Origin of the sequence: Burkholderia sp. BE12, from assembly GCF_002959955.1 — a bacterium.
Classification (GTDB): Bacteria; Pseudomonadota; Gammaproteobacteria; order Burkholderiales; family Burkholderiaceae; genus Burkholderia.
Window position 1 is genome coordinate 45,178 of record NZ_PREY01000010.1, and the last position, 18,406, is coordinate 63,583.

At 69.3% G+C, this 18,406-nt stretch carries 14 protein-coding genes and 1 pseudogene; 14 read left to right on the top strand and 1 reads right to left on the bottom strand.

Translation table 11 applies throughout. From position 1 onward, the window contains the following. Window positions 1-11: 11 nt before the first annotated feature. From C4B30_RS13080 to C4B30_RS13135, 12 genes and pseudogenes are all read left to right on the top strand, one after another. Window positions 12-941, top strand: coding sequence for a Gfo/Idh/MocA family protein (locus C4B30_RS13080; RefSeq protein ID WP_027781759.1), 930 nt, complete (start codon window positions 12-14; stop codon window positions 939-941). A gap of 93 nt (window positions 942-1,034) precedes the next feature. Continuing rightward, window positions 1,035-2,039, top strand: coding sequence for an arabinose ABC transporter substrate-binding protein (locus C4B30_RS13085; protein WP_027781758.1), 1,005 nt, complete (start codon window positions 1,035-1,037; stop codon window positions 2,037-2,039). Window positions 2,040-2,060: 21 nt separating this feature from the next. Beyond that, window positions 2,061-3,608, top strand: coding sequence for an L-arabinose ABC transporter ATP-binding protein AraG (araG, locus tag C4B30_RS13090; protein ID WP_027781757.1), 1,548 nt, complete (start codon window positions 2,061-2,063; stop codon window positions 3,606-3,608). Window positions 3,609-3,638: 30 nt separating this feature from the next. Continuing rightward, window positions 3,639-4,658, top strand: a complete 1,020-nt coding sequence (gene araH, locus C4B30_RS13095) for an L-arabinose ABC transporter permease AraH (RefSeq protein WP_105132592.1) — start codon at window positions 3,639-3,641, stop codon at window positions 4,656-4,658. A gap of 48 nt (window positions 4,659-4,706) precedes the next feature. Next, complete coding sequence (locus tag C4B30_RS13100) at window positions 4,707-5,609, top strand: SMP-30/gluconolactonase/LRE family protein (protein ID WP_105132593.1); 903 nt, start codon at window positions 4,707-4,709, stop codon at window positions 5,607-5,609. Window positions 5,610-5,787: 178 nt separating this feature from the next. Then, on the top strand, window positions 5,788-6,291 hold the full coding sequence (locus C4B30_RS13105; RefSeq protein ID WP_105132594.1) for a MarR family winged helix-turn-helix transcriptional regulator: 504 nt from the start codon (window positions 5,788-5,790) through the stop codon (window positions 6,289-6,291). A gap of 232 nt (window positions 6,292-6,523) precedes the next feature. Beyond that, on the top strand, window positions 6,524-7,354 hold the full coding sequence (locus tag C4B30_RS13110) for a p-hydroxycinnamoyl CoA hydratase/lyase (protein WP_027781753.1): 831 nt from the start codon (window positions 6,524-6,526) through the stop codon (window positions 7,352-7,354). Between the two features lie 71 nt (window positions 7,355-7,425). After that, on the top strand, window positions 7,426-8,874 hold the full coding sequence (locus C4B30_RS13115) for an aldehyde dehydrogenase (protein WP_027781752.1): 1,449 nt from the start codon (window positions 7,426-7,428) through the stop codon (window positions 8,872-8,874). Further along, complete coding sequence (locus tag C4B30_RS13120) at window positions 8,871-10,790, top strand: feruloyl-CoA synthase (RefSeq protein ID WP_027781751.1); 1,920 nt, start codon at window positions 8,871-8,873, stop codon at window positions 10,788-10,790. The genes C4B30_RS13115 and C4B30_RS13120 overlap by 4 nt, the downstream gene beginning before the upstream one ends. A gap of 221 nt (window positions 10,791-11,011) precedes the next feature. Beyond that, window positions 11,012-12,217 (top strand): 3-(3-hydroxy-phenyl)propionate transporter MhpT, encoded by a 1,206-nt coding sequence (mhpT, locus tag C4B30_RS13125; protein ID WP_027781750.1) that lies wholly within the window; start codon window positions 11,012-11,014, stop codon window positions 12,215-12,217. Between the two features lie 61 nt (window positions 12,218-12,278). Continuing rightward, entirely contained in the window at window positions 12,279-13,427 is a 1,149-nt protein-coding gene (locus C4B30_RS13130; RefSeq protein WP_027781749.1) for a porin, read from the top strand. 33 nt (window positions 13,428-13,460) lie between these two features. Next, window positions 13,461-15,187: pseudogene (locus tag C4B30_RS13135) on the top strand (tannase/feruloyl esterase family alpha/beta hydrolase). 63 nt (window positions 15,188-15,250) lie between these two features. On the opposite strand, the gene C4B30_RS13140 reads toward C4B30_RS13135, so the two are convergent. Then, window positions 15,251-15,727: an Lrp/AsnC family transcriptional regulator gene (locus C4B30_RS13140; RefSeq protein WP_027781747.1), complete on the bottom strand. Its 477-nt coding sequence runs from the start codon at window positions 15,725-15,727 to the stop codon at window positions 15,251-15,253. 178 nt (window positions 15,728-15,905) lie between these two features. Between C4B30_RS13140 and C4B30_RS13145 the strand changes: the two genes are divergently transcribed. Further along, complete coding sequence (locus C4B30_RS13145; RefSeq protein WP_027781746.1) at window positions 15,906-17,138, top strand: diaminopropionate ammonia-lyase; 1,233 nt, start codon at window positions 15,906-15,908, stop codon at window positions 17,136-17,138. Window positions 17,139-17,167: 29 nt separating this feature from the next. Continuing rightward, window positions 17,168-18,352: a M20 aminoacylase family protein gene (locus C4B30_RS13150; RefSeq protein WP_027781745.1), complete on the top strand. Its 1,185-nt coding sequence runs from the start codon at window positions 17,168-17,170 to the stop codon at window positions 18,350-18,352. Window positions 18,353-18,406 lie beyond the last annotated feature (54 nt).

Sequence of the window (18,406 nt, forward strand, 5' to 3'; positions counted from 1 at the left end):
AGGAAAGCACGATGAGCGATGTGATTTCGTTGGGCGTCGTCGGGATCGGCAAGATCGCGCGCGACCAGCATTTGCCGGCGATCGCCGCCGAACCGGGTTTCGCGTTGACCGCCTGTGCGAGCCGTCATGCGGAAGTCAACGGCGTGCGCAATTATCCTGATCTGAACGCGCTGCTGGCCGCCGAGCGCGAGCTCGATGCGGTATCGTTGTGCGCGCCGCCGCAGGTGCGCTACGCGCAGGCGCGCGCCGCGCTCGAAGCCGGCAAGCACGTGATGCTCGAGAAGCCGCCGGGCGCGACGCTCGGCGAAGTGGCCGCGCTGGACGCGCTGGCGCGCGAGCGCGGCCTCACGCTGTTCGCGACCTGGCATTCGCGTTGCGCGAGCGCGGTCGAGCCGGCGCGCGCGTGGCTCGCGCAGCGCACGATCCGGGCGGTGCAGGTGCGCTGGAAGGAAGACGTGCGGCGCTGGCATCCGGGGCAGCAGTGGATCTGGGAGCCGGGCGGCCTCGGCGTGTTCGATCCGGGCATCAACGCGCTGTCGATCGTCACGCGAATCCTGCCGCGCGAGCTCGTGCTGCGCGAGGCGACGCTGTTCGTGCCGAGCGACGCACAGATGCCGATCGCGGCCGAACTCGATTGCGCGGATACCGACGGCGTGCCGGTGCACGCGGAGTTCGACTGGCGGCACGGCCCGGTCGAGCAATGGGAGATCGCGGTCGACACGGCCGACGGCGTGCTCGCGATCAGCCGCGGCGGCGCGCAACTGTCGATCGCGGGCGAGCCGGTCGAGATCGGGCCCGAACGCGAGTATCCGGCGCTGTATGCGCACTTCCATGCGCTGATCGCGCGTGGCGAAAGCGACGTCGACGCGCGGCCGCTGCGGCTCGTCGCCGATGCCTTCCTGTTCGGCCGACGCGTGCAGACCGACGCGTTCGGCCGCTGAACCTGCGTCGCGCGCTTCGGCCCGAAGCGCGCGACGCGTGATTGATTGACTACGACACACATCACGGCATCAGCCGATACAAAGGAGACACCCATGAACCGCACGATTCGTCGACATACCCTGCGCGCGCTGCTGGCCGCGCTCTGCATCGCGCCGCTCGGCATGCAGGGCGCCGCACGCGCCGATACGCCGCTGAAGATCGGTTTCCTCGTGAAGATGCCGGAGCAGGCGTGGTTCATCAACGAGCAGAACGCTGCGTCCGCGCTCGGCCAGAAGGAGAACTTCTCGGTCGTGAAGATCGGCACGCCGGACGGCGAGAAGGTGCTGGCCGCGATCGACAACCTCGGCTCGCAGGGCGCGCAGGGCTTCGTGATCTGCGCGCCGGACGTGCGCCTCGGGCCGGCGATCGCGTCGCGCGCGAAGCGCTACAACATGAAGTTCGTGACGGTCGACGACCAGCTCGTCGACTCGACCGGCAAGCCGCTGCCGAACGTGCCGCACCTCGGGATGTCGGCGACCAAGATCGGCAACCAGGTCGGCCAGGCGATCTCCGACGAGATGAAGCGGCGCGGCTGGAAGCCGGAAGAAGTCGGCGCGCTGCGGATCACGAACAACGAGCTGCCGACCGCGAAGCTGCGCACCGACGGCGCGACGCAGGCGCTGCTCGCGAACGGCTTCCGCAAGGAAAACATCTTCGACGCGCCGCAGAAGACGACCGACGACGAAGGCGGCTTCAGCGCCGCGGCGCCGGTGCTCGCGCGCCATCCGAACGTGAAGAAATGGGTGGTGTACGCGCTGAACGAGGAAACGGTGCTCGGCGCGGTACGCGCGACGGAGCAGCTGCACATCCCGGCGGCGGACGTGATCGGCGTCGGCATCAACGGTGCGGGCGAGGCGTTCGCCGAGTTCCAGAAGAAGGAGCCGACCGGCTTCTACGGGACGATCGCGGTCAGCTCGACGAACCACGGCAAGGACAGCACGCAGAACCTCGTCGACTGGATCCGCAACGGCAAGACGCCGCCGGCCGACACGCAGACGAGCGGCAAGCTGATGACGCGCGCGAACTGGCAGGCCGTGCGCGCCGAACTCGGTATCTGAGCGGGGCGAGGCGAGAACGTAATGACGATGCAGACGATGACGGCCGTGTCCGGCCACGACGCCGAAGCGGGCGCGCCGCCGGATGGCGCACTGCTCGCGCTCGACGGCATCACCGTGACGTTTCCCGGCGTGCGTGCACTCGACGCGGTGTCGCTGTCGGTGCGCGCGGGCGAAGTGCACGGGCTGATGGGCGAGAACGGCGCGGGGAAGTCGACGCTGCTGAAGGTGCTGTCCGGCGTGAACCAGCCGCAGGCCGGCACGCTGACGCTGAACGGCACGGTGCAGCGCTTCGCGTCGACGCGCGCGGCGCTCGAGGCCGGCATCGCGATCATCTACCAGGAGCTGCATCTGGTGCCCGAGCTGACGGTCGCGGAAAACCTGATGCTCGGGCAATTGCCCAGCCGGCTCGGCGTGGTCGACGAGCGTACGCTCGCCGCGCGCGCGCTCGATGCGCTGGAGCGGCTCGGCGAGCACATCGATCCGGGCATCCCGGTGAAATACCTGTCGATCGGCCAGCGCCAGATGATCGAGATCGGCAAGGCGCTGATGCGCGACGCGCGCGTGATCGCGTTCGACGAACCGACGAGTTCGCTGTCCGCGCGCGAAACCACGCAACTGTTCCGGATCATCCGCGCGCTGCGCGCGGAAGGCCGCGCGATCATCTACGTCACGCACCGGATGGAGGAAGTCTACGAACTGTGCGACCGCGTGACGGTGTTTCGCGACGGCCGCCGCATCGACACGTTCGATTCCGTCGCCGATCTCGATCGCGACCGGCTGATCGGCTGCATGGTCGGCCGTTCGATCGAGGACGTGTACGGCTATCGGTCGCGCCCGGCCGGCGACGTGCTGATCGAAGCGAAGGGACTGACGGGGCCGGGGCTGGCCGAGCCCGTGTCGTTTACCGCGCGGCGCGGCGAGATCGTCGGCTTCTTCGGGCTCGTCGGCGCGGGCCGCTCGGAGCTGATGAAGCTGCTGTACGGCGCGGTGCGGCCGAGCGCCGGGCACGTCGAGCTGAACGGCAAGCGGGTGGCGTTCGGCAGCCCGCGCGACGCGGTGCGCGCCGGCATCGCGCTGTGCCCGGAAGACCGCAAGCAGGAAGGCATCGTCGCGATCGCGTCGGTGGCCGACAACCTGAACATCAGCGCGCGCCGTCATTTCAGCCCGGCGCGCGTGTTGCTCGACGGGCGGCGCGAACGCGAGCTCGCGCAAAAATACATCGAGCGGCTCGCGATCAAGACCCGCGACGGCGAAACGCCGATCGGCGCGCTGTCGGGCGGCAACCAGCAGAAGGTCGTGCTCGCGCGCTGGCTGGCCGAGCGCATCGACGTGTTCCTGATGGACGAGCCGACGCGCGGCATCGACGTCGGCGCGCGCGCGGAAATCTACAACCTGTTCTACGAACTCGCGGAAGCGGGCCGCACGGTGATCCTCGTGTCGAGCGATCTGGCCGAGGTGATCGGCGTGTCGGACCGCATCATCGTGATGAAGGAAGGACGGATCGCGGGCGAGGTCGCGAAGGCGCACGCGACGCCCGACGCGCTGATCAAGCTCGCGCTGCCGCGCTAGCGGCCCGCAGTCAACCGGAAAGCAAACGTTATGAGCCAGGCAATGCAACCCCAACGTACGTCCCCATCCCCGGATACCCCCGCCATGCCCGCCCGTGCGCGCGGCGGCGTGTGGCAGATGATCAACCGCTCCGGCATCGTGATGGTGTTTCTCGTGCTGTTCGCGACGCTGTCGCTGACGGTGCCGGACTTCCTCACGTCGCGCAACATCCAGGGCCTGCTGCTGTCGGTCACGCTGATCGGCTCGATCGCGGTGACGATGATGTTCGTGCTCGCGCTCGGCGAGGTCGACCTGTCGGTCGCGTCGATTGTCGCGTTCTCGGGCGTCGTCGCGTCGACGCTGATCACCGCGACGCACAGCGTCGTGCTCGGTATCGCGGGCGGCGTGCTCGCGGGCGGCGCGGTCGGGCTCGTGAACGGCGTGCTGATCGCGCGCTACCGGATCAACTCGCTGATCGTCACGCTCGCGATGATGGAAGTCGTGCGCGGGCTCGCGTTCATCACGTCGAACGGCGACGCGGTGATGATCTCCGAGGAACGCTTCTTCGATCTCGGCGGCGGGTCGTTCCTCGGCATCTCGTATCCGATCTGGAGCAACATCATCGGCTTCGTCGTGTTCGGCTTCCTGCTGCGCAAGACGGTGTTCGGCAAGAACGTGCTGGCGGTCGGCGGCAACGGCGAGGCCGCGCTGCTCGCGGGGCTGCCGGTGATGCGCATCAAGATCGCCGTGTTCGTGCTGCAGGGGCTCGTGACGGGCTTTGCCGGCGTGATGCTCGCGTCGCGGATGAGCCTCGGCGATCCGAAGACGTCGGTCGGCCTCGAGCTCGGCGTGATTTCCGCGTGCGTGCTCGGCGGCGTGTCGCTGACGGGCGGCGTCGCGACGATCTCCGGCGTGCTGGTCGGCGTGCTGATCATGGGCTCCGTGCAGGACGCGATGAGCCTGCTGAACGTGCCGACCTTTTACCAATATCTGATACGCGGCGGAATTCTGTTGCTCGCGGTGCTGTTCGACCAGTATCGTCGCAACCAGCGGCGCGCGATGAAGATCTGATTTCGATCGCGCGGCCGCCTGCAAATACGACGAATATCGGGAGACGGCATGCAACAGACTCCTCCGGCCGCGTCGGCGACGCTGCTGGCCGACAGCCGCAACACGCTCGGCGAAGGCGCGACGTGGTGCGACAGGACGCACGCGCTGTACTGGGTGGACATCGAGGGCGCGCAGCTGTGGCGCTGCCGCGCGGACGGTTCGGACCTCGCGCAATGGGCGATGCCCGAACGGCTCGCGTGCTTCGCGCTGACCGACGATCCGGACGTGCTGCTCGTCGGGCTCGCGACGCATCTCGCGTTCTTCGACCTGAGCCGCGGTGCGTTCACGCGGATCGTCGACGTCGAACCCGATCTGCCCACGCGGCTGAACGACGGGCGCTGCGATCCGTTCGGTGCTTTCGTGTTCGGGATGAAGGACGAAGGCGCCGAGCCGCCGCGTGCGATTGGCGGGTTTTATCGACTCAATCGCGATCTCGCGCTCGAACGGCTTGCATTGCCGGCGGCCGCGATCGCGAACAGCATCGCGTTCTCGCCGGACGGCACGAAGCTGTATTTCTGCGATTCGCTGGTGCGCGAGATTTTCGTGTGCGATTACCGTGCGGGCGGCGACGTCGCGAACGTGCGGCCGTTCGCGCGGCTGACGGATGTGGACGGCGACCCGGACGGCTCGACCGTCGATCGCGACGGCGGGCTGTGGAACGCGCAATGGGGCGGCCGCCGCGTGGTGCGTTATGGGCCGGACGGGATCGAGACGGACCGCGTCGAGGTGCCGACCGCGCAGCCGAGTTGCGTCGCGATCGACGGTGACGGCCGGTTGTACGTGACGAGTGCGCGTGTCGGGTTGAGCGACGACGCGCTGGCCGGCGACCCGCACGCCGGCGGCGTGTTCGTCGCGCGGACGCGGCATGCGGGGCTGCCGACCGCACGATTCGCGGGCACGCCGCGCGGTTGATCGCGTCGTTGCATACGGGTTCCCGTTCATGGGATCGGGCTGACGCGGCGGACTTCGCGGTCAGGCTCGCGAGCCGCCGCACGTGCGCGAGCGCACGGCGGCCGTCCGTCTTCCCCAAACATCCGTTCATCTCCCGACCTGCTGGTAAGATGGCCCGCAATTCCATCCTGTCCGCACCATGAGTTCCGCACCGACCAAGCCCGCGAATCCGAAGAACGCCGCGAAAAGCGCCGCCCGCGCGACGGGCGACAAGCCGAAAGCGCGCGTGCAACAACGCCTGACCTACGTGATCGGCGGTCTCGACCGGCTGCTGCGCCGTCACATGACCGACGCGCTCGCGCCGCTCGGCATCACGCTCGCGCAATACACGGCGCTGTCGGTGCTCGAGGCGCGCGGCGCATCGTCGAACGCGCAGTTGGCCGAGCGCTCGTGGATCACGCCGCAATCGGCGAACGAGGTGATGAGCGTGATGGCCGCCCGCGGTTTCGTCACGCGCGAAGCCGACCCGTCGCACGGCCGCATCATCCTGCTGACGCTGACCGACGCAGGGGCGGCGATGCTGCGCGAATGCGAAACCGTGCTGCGCCCGCTCGAGGCACGCATGCTCGGCGACATCTCGGCCGACGACGCCGCGCACGTGCAGCGCGCGCTCGAACTGTTCTCGCGCAACCTGCGCGGCTGACCGCTTCCGCGATTTTCACGACGCGGGCCCGCCAGGCCCGCGCTCGCTTCGTACGCGCCTTCGGCACTCGTCCGACCGCTCCCTGATTTTTCGGTGCTTTCTCGCCTTCCGCTCCGGGTTTACACCGGCGCTCGTGCCGCTTGCAATATCAGGTAGCCTGATATTAAATGAGGTCGTCCGCAGCAGGGATGCTGCGCACCGAATCGCACTGGAACGAACGACAGGAACAGACATGAGCAAGTACGACAACCGCTGGCAGACCGTTGAAGTGAAAGTGGAGGCCGGCATCGCGTGGGTGACGCTGAATCGCCCCGAGAAGCGCAACGCCATGAGCCCGACGCTGAACCGGGAGATGCTGGACGTCCTCGACGCGGTCGAGTTCGACGACGAGGCGAAGGTGCTGGTGCTGACCGGCGCGGGCGCCGCGTGGACGGCCGGCATGGATCTGAAGGAATATTTCCGCGAGATCGACGGCGGCTCCGACGCGCTGCAGGAAAAGGTGCGCCGCGACGCATCGGATTGGCAGTGGCGCCGCCTGCGGATGTACAACAAGCCGACCATCGCGATGGTGAACGGCTGGTGTTTCGGCGGCGGATTCTCGCCGCTCGTCGCGTGCGACCTCGCGATCGCGGCGGACGACGCGGTGTTCGGGCTGTCGGAAATCAACTGGGGCATCCCGCCGGGCAACCTCGTCAGCAAGGCGATGGCGGACACGGTCGGGCATCGCCGCGCGCTGCACTACATCATGACCGGCGATACGTTCACCGGCGCGCAAGCGGCGGAAATGGGCCTCGTGAACAGCAGCGTGCCGCTCGCCGAGCTGCGCGACGCGACGATCGCGCTCGCCGCGCGGCTGATGGACAAGAACCCGGTCGTGCTGCGCGCGGCGAAGCACGGCTTCAAGCGTTCGCGCGAGCTCACGTGGGAACAGTGCGAGGATTACCTGTATGCGAAGCTCGACCAGGCGCAGCTGCGCGACCCGGAGCGCGGCCGCGAGCAGGGGCTGAAGCAGTTCCTCGACGACAAGACGATCAAGCCGGGCCTGCAGGCATACAAGCGCTGATACGAGCGCCGACGCAGCCGCCGGCATTACCGCCGGCGTAATCGCAAGAGACAGGCAAGGCAGGAGACGACATGACCGACAGACGGATGCTGATCGGCGGCGAGTGGTGCACCGCCCGCGACGGGCGAACCTTCGACCGCTTCAACCCCGCGACGGGCGCGCTCGCGTCGCGCGCGCCGGCGGCCGGTACGGCCGACGCCGACGCGGCCATCGACGCCGCGCACCGCGCGTTCCCCGCCTGGGCAGCGCTCGCGCCGACCGAGCGGCGCCGCCGGCTGCTGAAGGCGGCCGACCAGATGGATGCGCGTATCGACGAGATCGTCGCGACCGGTGTCGCCGAAACGGGCGCGACGCCCGGCTGGCTCGGCTTCAACGTGACGCTCGCGGCGAACATGCTGCGCGAGGCCGCGTCGATGACGACGCAGATCGCCGGCGACGTGATCCCGTCCGACGTACCGGGCAATCTCGCGCTCGCGATGCGCGTGCCGTGCGGCGTGGTGCTCGGCATCGCGCCGTGGAACGCGCCGGTGATCCTCGGCACGCGTGCGCTGGCGATGCCGCTCGCGTGCGGCAACACGGTCGTGCTGAAGGCGTCCGAGGCATGCCCGGGCGTGCATGCGCTGATCGGCGCGGTGCTGGACGAAGCAGGGCTCGGTGCGGGCGTGGTGAACGTGATCACGCACGCGGCGGCCGACGCACCCGAACTCGTCGAGCGGATGATCGCGCATCCGCACGTGAAGCGGATCAACTTCACCGGGTCGACGCACGTCGGCCGCATCATCGCGCGCCACGCGGCCACGCACCTGAAGCCCGTGCTGCTCGAACTCGGCGGCAAGGCGCCGGTGCTGGTGCTCGACGACGCGGATCTCGATGCGGCCGTCGACGCGATCGCGTTCGGTGCATTCTTCAACCAGGGGCAGATCTGCATGTCGACCGAGCGCGTGATCGCCGCGCGGCCGATCGCCGATGCGCTCGTCGAGCGGCTCGCCGCGAAGGCGCGCACGCTGGTCGCGGGCGATCCGCTGGCCGGCCATCCGCTCGGCACGATGGTCGATGCGTCGGCCGCCGCGCGCGCGGCGTCGCTGGTCGAGGATGCGCGTGCGCATGGCGCGCACCTGCCGCTCGGATGCCGTGTGGAAGGCGCGACGATGCAGCCCGCGATCGTCGACGGCGTCACGCGCGACATGCGGCTCTATCGCGAGGAGTCCTTCGCGCCGGTCGTCGCCATCCTGCGCGCGGATAGCGACGACGAAGCGGTCGCGCTCGCGAACGACAGCGAATTCGGGCTGTCGGCGAGCGTGTTCAGCCGCGACGTCGCACGTGCGATGGCGGTTGCACGGCGGATCGAATCGGGGATTTGCCACATCAACGGGCCGACCGTGCACGACGAAGCGCAGATGCCGTTCGGCGGCACGAAGGCGAGCGGCTACGGCCGCTTCGGCAGCCGCGCGTCGATCGCCGAATTCACCGAGCTGCGCTGGATCACCGTGCAGACCACGCCGCGCCATTACCCGATATGAGCGAGCCGACGATGAATGCAGAGAAGGCGCCGCTTCAGGTCGGCCAACACGCCGACGCCGTGCGCTATCGCGCGGCCGCCGTCGCGGTCGGCGCGGCCGAGATTCGCCGCGCGGACGACGGTACCTGGTACCTGCGCTCGCGCGAGCCGCTCGGCGATTATCCGACGCGCATCACCGACTGCCTGGTACGCGGCGCGCAAGCGCATCCGGACCGCGTACTCGCCGCGCGGCGCGGCGCCGATGGTCGCTGGATCGAGATCACGTACGCGCGGATGCTCGAACGCGCGCGCGCGCTCGGCCAGGGGCTCGTCGATCTCGGGCTGTCGGCCGAGCGTCCGCTCGCGGTGCTGTCCGGCAACGATCTCGAGCATCTGCAGCTGATGTTCGCGGCGATGCTGGCCGGCGTGCCGTACTCGCCGATCTCGCCCGCGTATTCGCTGGTGTCGACCGACTACGGCAAGCTGCGTCACACGCTCGGCGTGCTGCGGCCGGGTGCGGTGTTCGTCGCGGAGCGCGCGCCGTTCGCGCGTGCGCTCGACGCGACGCTGCCGGCCGATGCGACGCTGATCGTCGCCCGCGATGCCGATGCCCAGGAGGATGACGGCACCGGCGGCAACGGGCGCGCGGTGCCGCTGTCGCGTTTGCTCGCTACCGTCCCGCGCACGATCGACGCCATCCACGACGCGGTCGGCCCCGACCATCTCGCGAAGATCCTGTTTACGTCCGGTTCGACGAAGCAGCCGAAGGCCGTGCCGACCACGCACCGGATGCTGTGCAGCAACCAGCAGATGCTGCGCCAGACGATGCCCGAACTCACGCGCGAACCGCCGGTGCTAGTCGACTGGCTGCCGTGGAATCACACGTTCGGCGGCAGTCACAACCTCGGCATCGCGCTGTACAACGGCGGCACGCTGTATATCGACGACGGCCGCCCGATGCCCGGCCGCTTCGACGAAACCGTGCGCAACCTGCGCGAGATCGCACCGACGATCTACTTCAACGTGCCGAAGGGCTGGGAGGAGCTGGCCGCCGCGCTCGAACGCGATGCCGAGCTGCGCGACACGTTCTTCTCGCGCGTGAAGCTGTATTTCTTCGGCGGCGCGGGGCTGTCGCAAGCCGCGTGGGACCGGCTCGACCGCGTGACCGAAGCGCATTGCGGCGAGCGCATCCGGATCATGGCCGGCCTCGGGATGACGGAGGCGTCGCCGTCGTGCCTGTTCACGACCGGGCCGCTGATGCGCGCCGGCTATATCGGCCTGCCCGCGCCCGGCTGCGACGCGAAGCTCGTGCCGTGCGGCGGCAAGCTCGAAGTGCGCTTCAAGGGGCCGAACGTGATGCGCGGCTACTGGCATGCGGACGTCGATCCGCGCGACGTGTTCGACGAAGAAGGCTATTACCGCAGCGGCGACGCGGCCGCGTTCGCCGACCCGGAACGGCCGGAACTCGGGCTGCTGTTCGACGGGCGGCTGACCGAGGACTTCAAGCTGAGCAGCGGCACGTTCGTCAGCGTCGGGCCGTTGCGCGCGAATGCGGTGTCGACGGGGGCCCCGTACGTGCAGGACGTGGTCGTGACCGGGATCGATCGCGACGATATCGGCTTGCTGGTGTTCCCGCGCGTCGATGCATGCCGTGCGCTCGCGGGGCTCGCCGCCGATGCATCCGTGACCGACGTGCTGCGCGCGCCGGCCGTGCGCGCGGCGTTCGCGGCGTGGCTCGCCGTGCTGAACCGGAACGCGAGCGGCGGCTCGACGTTCGTCGCGCGGATCCGGCTGGTCGACACGCCGCCGTCGCTCGATCTCGGCGAAGCGACCGACAAGGGTTCGCTGAACCAGGCGGCCGTGCAGAAGCATCGCGCGGCGATGATCGACGCGCTGTACGACCCGGCGCGGCGCGATCCCGACGTGATTTACGCGTAAGCAGTACGCGCTAGCAGTAAGCAGCAACGAGCAGCAACGAGCAGACACAACGACCGGCCGGCCGCGACACCGGCAGGCACGCTTGCGGCCAGTGAATCAGGTTGCCTGATAAAGGCGCCGGTTCATGCGATACCTCGCGCGCCGAACCGCCCCTGGCCGGCGGCGGCGCGCGGCGGTCGTTGCACGGCCGACCGACTACAAGACATGGGACTGGAGACAGAATGAACACCTACGTTGCCGAAAAACCCACGGTCGCGACCACGCTCGCGCTGTGTTTCGCGATCGCACTCCTCGAAGGGCTCGACCTGCAGTCGGTCGGCGTCGCCGCGCCGCGGATGGCGCGCGAATTCGGGCTGTCCGTGTCGCAGATGGGCATCGCGTTCAGCGCGGGCACCTTCGGGCTGCTGCCGGGCGCGATGCTCGGCGGGCGGCTCGCCGACCGGATCGGCCGCAAGCGCGTGCTGATCGCATCGACCGTGCTGTTCGGGCTGCTGTCGATCGCGACCGCGCAGGTCTCGAGCTTCGCGATGCTCGTCGTCGTGCGCGTGCTGACCGGCATCGGCCTTGGCGGCGCGATGCCGAACCTGATCGCGCTGTCGTCCGAAGCGGTCGAGCCGCGCTCGCGCAGCAGCGCGGTCGCGACGATGTACTGCGGGATCCCGTTCGGCGGCGTGATCGCGTCGGTGATCGGCGTGCTGCTCGCCGGCGATACCGAATGGCGGCACATCTTCTACGTCGGCGGCGTGGGGCCGCTGCTGCTCGTGCCGCTGCTCGTGTGGTTCCTGCCCGAATCGCGCGCGTATCTCGACGTCGCGGGCACGCCTGCCGCGCGGTCCAGTGTCGCCCGGACGCTGTTCGGCGACGGCCGCACGACGTCGACGGTCGCACTGTGGGTCAGCTACTTCTGCACGCTGATCGTCCTCTACTTCCTGCTGAACTGGCTGCCGTCGCTGATGGCCGCGCGCGGGCTCGATCGCGCCCACGTCGGCCTCGTGCAGATCGCGTTCAACGTGGGCGCGGGGCTCGGCGCGCTCGGCATCGGTGCGGCGCTCGACCGGATGCGCGCGTCGCGCGTGGTCGGCGGCATGTATGTCGGGATCGTGCTGTCGCTCGCCGCGCTCGCGGCCGCGCCCGGTTTCGCGTCGCTCGCGGCGGCCGCGTTCGCGGCGGGGATGTTCGTGGTCGGCGGGCAGTCGGTGCTGTATGCGCTCGCGGCGATCTACTACCCGACCGCGATGCGCGGAACCGGCGTCGGCGCGGCGGTGGCGGTCGGCCGGCTCGGCTCCGTCGTCGGGCCGCTCGCGGCCGCGACGCTGCTGGCCGCCGGCCGCAGCGCGCCCGTCGTGATCGGCGCGAGCATCCCCGTCACGCTCGTCGCGGCCTTCGCTGCATTCGTGCTGATTCGCCGCCCGCAAGCCGGCGACTGACGGTTCGATTTTTTCAATGCGCGCCGTCAGAGCGCGCGATTCAACAAGGTCTGGAGACGACATGAAAACGAAGACAAGGAACGGCCTGCTGGCCGCCGGCGCGTGCTGCGCGCTCGCCGCGCCGGGCGCACACGCCCAGTCGAGCGTGACGCTGTACGGGATCATCGATACGGGCGTCGAATTCGTGTCGCACGCGAACGCGGCCGGCGACCACGTGGTGCGGATGCCGGGCGTGACGGGCGAGTTGCCGTCGCGCTGGGGCCTGCGCGGCACCGAGGATCTCGGCGGCGGCTACCAGGCGGTGTTCACGCTCGAAAGCGGCTTCAACGTGCGCGGCGGCGATCTCGGGCAGGGCGGCCGGCTGTTCGGGCGGCAGGCGTTCGTCGGCCTGAAGAGCGGCTTCGGCACGCTCGCGTTCGGCCGTCAGTACACGATGACCTATCTCGCGCTGCAGGGCGCGGACATCATCGGCCCCGACATCTACGGGCTCGGCTCGTTCGACGCGTACGTGCCGAACGGACGCGCCGACAACGCGGTGACCTACGTCGGCACGTATCGCGGCGTGACGCTCGGCGCCGCGTATTCGTTTGGCCGCGACGGCGCGGGCACCGGCAACTCGCCGGGGCAGGGCACGTGCGCGGGGCAGGTGCCGGGCGACGCGGTGCAGTGCCGCAACTGGTCGGTGATGCTCAAGTACGACAGCGCGTATTTCGGTGCGGCGGCGTCGTACGAGGAGCAGCGCGGCGGCACCGGCGCGGCCGCGAACTTCTTCGACGGCGTCGCGCCCGTTCCCTTCACGAGCAGCGGCGGCAAGGACGCGCGCACGCATGTGAGCGCGTATGCGCAGGCGGCCGGCGCACGGATCGGCGCGGGCTGGATCGGGCGGCGCGTGTCGACCGGTTCGCCGGCCGCGGCCGGCGCGCATTCGGACCTGTTCTTCCTCGGTGCGTCGTATGCGGTGAAGCCCGATTTCGTCGTCGACGGCGAAGGCTACCGGATCGTCAACAGCGCGCACGACACGCGCGCGACGATGGCGACGCTGCGCGCGACCTATCTGCTGAGCAAGCGCACGGCCGTCTACGCGCAGTCGTCGTATCTGTGGAACAGCGCGCATGCACGCTACTCGGTCAGCGGCGGCGGGCCAGGCACGACGCCCGGCGCAGGGATGGGGCAACTCGGCGCGATGGTCGGCGTGCGGCACATGTTCTGATTCACCGACGTGACGAACCGAACGGGAGTTATCTTGAACAGGAAATCTGCAATCCTCTGTATTGCGCCGCTGTCCGCCGCCGCCATGCTCGCCGGTTGCGGCGGCGACGATTCGATCAGTGCCGCGCCCACTCACCTGAGCGCCGCGACGCCGGCCGCGATGGCGCAGACCTGCGACGCGCTCGCCGCGAAGCTCGCGTATGCGAACACGTCGTTCACGTCGGTGACGACCGCGGCTGCCGGCGCGCTGACGGTGGCCGGCAAGCCGGTCGCCGAGCACTGCGTGATCACGGGGAAGATGAACGAGCGCGTGAGCGCGGTGGACGGCAAGACCTATGCGATCGGCTTCGAGATGCGCTTGCCGAAAGCGTGGAACGGCCGCTTCTTCTACCAGGCGAACGGCGGGGGCTCGACGGCAACGTCGTGACCGCGACCGGCGAGATCGGCGGCGGCGGGCCGCAGACCAACGCGCTGAACCAGGGTTTCGCGGTGATCAGCTCGGATTCCGGGCACGGCGCCGCGCAGAATCCGCTGTTCGGCCTCGATCCGCAGGCGCGGATCGACTACGGCTACGGCGCCGTCGATGCGCTGACGCCGATGGCGAAGCAGGTGATCCGGCTCGCGTACGGCAAGGCGCCCGATCGCAGCTATTTCGGCGGCTGCTCGAACGGCGGCCGTCACGCGATGGTCACGGCGGTGCGCAACCCGGCCGACTACGACGGCATCATCGCGGGCGACCCGGGCTTCCATCTGCCGAAGGCGGCGATCGGCGAGATGTATGGCGCGCAGCAGTTCGCGAAGATCGCGTCGGCCACCGGATCGAACGGGTTGCCGGATATCCGCAGCGGCTTCAACGATGCGGAGCGCCAGCTCGTCGGCGCGAGGATCCTCGACAAATGCGATGCGCTCGACGGCGCGGCCGACGGGATGGTGCAGGACGTCGCCGCGTGCCAGGCGCACTTCAGCGTCGATGCCGATATCCCGACCTGCGCGAACGGCGCGCGCACGGGCGCCTGCCTGACGCCCGCGCAGAAAACCGCGCTGGAGAACGTGTTCGCCGGTGCACGCAACAGCGCGGGCACGGCGCTGTACGCGAGCTTTCCGTACGATCCGGGCGTGGCTGCCGGCGGCTGGGCGTCGTGGAAGCAATCGGCGTCGATCACGCTCGATCCGGCCGCGATGGCGTTCACCTTCATGACGCCGCCGAAAACTGCCGCAGCGCTCGCGAACCTGCCCGGGTTCGCACTCGGCTTCGACATGGACAACGATGCGCCGGCGATCTTCGCGACGAACGGCGTGTACACGCAATCGTCGTGGTCGTTCATGACGCCGCCCGACGAGACGAACCTGTCCGCGCTGAAGACGCGCGGCGCGAAGCTGCTCGTCTATCACGGCACGGGCGACCCGGTGTTCTCGTTCAACGACACGCGCGACTGGTACGCGCAGGTCGCGCAGGCGAACGGCGGCGATGCGTCGAGCTTTGCACGCTTCTATCCGGTGCCCGGCATGAATCACTGCGCGGGCGGGCCGGCCGCCGACCAGTTCGACATGCTGACGCCGCTCGTGGCGTGGGTCGAGCAGGGGCAGGCGCCGACGGCGGTCGTTGCTGCCGCGCGCGACACGACGAACGCGGTGCCGAACGCGGACGTGCCCGCGTCGTGGGGCGCGGGGCGCACGCGGCCGCTGTGCCCGTATCCGCAGATCGCGCGCTACAACGGCTCGGGCGACCTGAATTCGGCGGCGAGCTTCAGTTGCCGCTGACGTAGCCGTCGATGGGAAGCGGCCGGCGCGGGCAGTCGTGCGCCGGCCGCCTCATCGCTGCGTTCACTCGCCGGAATCGACCGGCACGTCGAGCCCGACCTTCACGCGGCTCATGCTCACCAGCGTCTTGAACCGCTTCACGTTGTTGTTCGCGAAGAACAGCTCGCGCGTGAGCGCGTTGTACTGATCCATGTTGCGCACCGCGAGGATCAGCACGAAATCCCATTCCCCGGTCACGTAGTAGCACTGCTGGATCTGCGGGCAGCGCTCGAACGTGCGCTTCATCGCGTCGAGCTGGTCGATCTGCTCGCTTTCGACCTCGACGTTCACGACGATCGTCAGCGGATGGTCGACCTTGTCCGGCGCGACGACGGCCGTATAGCGCTCGATCACGCCGTCTTCCGCGAGGCGCCGCAGCCGCCGGTTCACGGCGGCGGTCGACAGGTTGACGCGTGCGCCGAGTTCGGCCTGCGGGGTCTGCGCGTCGCGCTGGACTTCCATCAACAGCTTGCGATCGAACGCATCGAGAGGGGACGTCATGATGGCGTGTCAAACCTCGAAAGAATGAGAAATTTTTGCGTCTACGCCGGCAATTTGGCGATTTTTTAGACCGGCATGCGCAATATTATTTTCCATTCGACGGCGAGCGCAACCCGCGCCTGCCCGATCCGACCCACTTGACGGACTGCCCGCGCCGTCCCCCACCGGAGCCTTGGTCATGCTGATCGCCAACCCGCGCGCGTCGCGCACGCCCTATCCCGACGCACTGCGCCGCGTGATGAACGTCGCATCGGCCGACGAAAGCGGCGCGTGGCTGTCGCACTGGCCGCTCGTCGGCCATGCGCGCACGCCGCTGCGTGCGCTGCCCGATCTGGCCGCACGGCTCGGTGTCGCGAGCGTCAGCGTGAAGGACGAATCGTGCCGCTCGCCGCTCGGCAGCTTCAAGGCGCTCGGCGCGCCGATCGCGCTGGTGCGGCTCGTGAAGCGGCTGCGGCGCAAGCAGGAACTCGATCCGCGGGAGCTCGTCACCGGCCGCCATGCGGCGGAGCTGGCCGACCTGACGGTGATCAGCGCGACCGACGGCAATCACGGCCGCGCGCTGGCCGCCGCCGCGCGCGCGATCGGCTGCGGGTGCGTGATCGTGCTGCACGCGAACGTCGACGCCGAGCGCGAACGCGCGATCTCGGCGTACGGCGCGCGGATCGTGCGCATCGCGGGGAACTACGACGAATCGGTCGTCTGCGCGGCGCAGCTCGCGCAGGCGAACGGCTGGTACGTCGTGTCGGATACGTCGTACGACGGCTACGAAACGATTCCGCGCGACGTGATGCAGGGCTACGGCGTGATCGCCGCCGAAGCGGCCGCGCAGGCGGCAGCGGACGACGGGCAACCGTTCACGCACGTATTCCTGCAGGGCGGCGTGGGCGGCCTCGCCGCGGGCGTCGCGAGCTACCTGTGGGAGCGCGGCGGCGTGCAGCGGCCGCACTTCGTCGTCGTCGAGCCGCGCCAGGCCGATTGTCTGTATCAGAGCGCGCTGGCCGGGCGCGCGACGAAGGCCACCGGCAGCGTCGATTCGGTGATGGCCGGCCTGGCGTGCGGCGAGGCGTCGCCGCTCGCGTGGGATTTCCTCGAGACGTGCATCGATCACTTCATGCTGATCGACGACGAAGACGCGGTGCAGGCGATGCGCGGCCTCGCGGCCGGCAGCGAACGCGACGTGCCGCTCGTCGCCGGCGAATCGGGTGCGGCCGGCGTGGCGGGGCTGGACGTGCTGATGCGCGACCCGGCGCTCGCGCGGCGGGTCGGGCTCGATGCGAATGCGCGCGTGCTGGCGATCAACACGGAAGGGGCGACCGCGCCGTCCGTGTACCGGAATTGCGTCGGCGAGACGTCCGACGCGGTGCTCGCGCGCCAGCGTGAGTGGCTGAGCCGCGCGGCGGTGGCGGCCTGAACGACATGACGACCGACGAGGCGAACGCGATGGACGAAACCGACGCAATCGAAGCAAGCCCGCTGCACGGGCAACTGAAGACCTGGCGCCGCCATCTGCACCGGTATCCGGAGACGGGTTTCGAAGAGGTGAGCACGTCGGACTACGTCGCGCGCATCCTGACCACGCTCGGGCTCGACGTGCATCGCGGCATCGGCGGCACCGGGCTCGTCGCGAATCTGACGGCCGGCACGGGCCGGCGCGCGATCGGCATTCGCGCGGACATGGACGCGCTGAACATCGCCGAGCACGCGCCGGGCCGCGAACACGTGTCGCGCACGCCGGGCAAGATGCATGCGTGCGGGCACGACGGCCACATGTCGATGGTGCTCGGCGCCGCGCAATTGCTGGCCGAGCGCAAGGATTTCGACGGCACCGTGCGCTTCATTTTCCAGCCGGCGGAAGAGCACGGCCGCGGCGCGAAGGCGATGATGGCCGACGGGCTGTTCGAGCGCTTTCCGGTCGACGCGATCTTCGGCGCGCACAACATGCCGGGCATGCGCGCGGGCACGTTCTCGACGCGTGCGGGCGGCATCATGGCGAGCGAAGACAATTTCGTGATCCGGATCGACGGGCGCGGCACGCACGCGGCGCGGCCGCACATGGGCATCGATCCGATCGTGATCGGCTCGCAGATCGTGCTCGCGCTGCAGACGATCGTGTCCCGCAATCTCGACCCGGGCCAACAGGCGGTGATCTCGTGCACGGAATTCATCACCGACGGGCTGCGCAACGTGCTGCCGTCGACCGTGACGATCAAGGGCGACACGCGCAGCTATTCGCGCGACGTGCAGACGTTGCTGGCCACGCGAATGCGCGAAATCGGCGAAGGGATCTGCCGCACGCATGGCGCGACCTGCACGTTCGAGTACACGCACGAGTTCGCGCCGACGGTGAATTCACCGGAATGGGTGGAGACGGCCGTGCAGGCCGCCGCGCAGGTCGCGGGCGCCGACGCGGTGAACGCCGACGTGCAGCCGATGATGATCTCGGAGGATTTCGGCGCGTTCCTGCAGGCGGTGCCGGGCAATTTCGTGTTCATCGGCAACGGCGAAGCGGCCGGGCGGGGCGGCGTGCCGCTGCACAACGCGACGTACGATTTCAACGACGAGATTTTGCCGATCGGCGCGCGGTATTTCGCGGAAGTGGCGCGGCGCGCGTTGCGGGCCGCGTAGCGGGCGGGAGGGCCCGGCACGCGCTTGCGCGAGTACCGGGCCTTGCATCAGCGC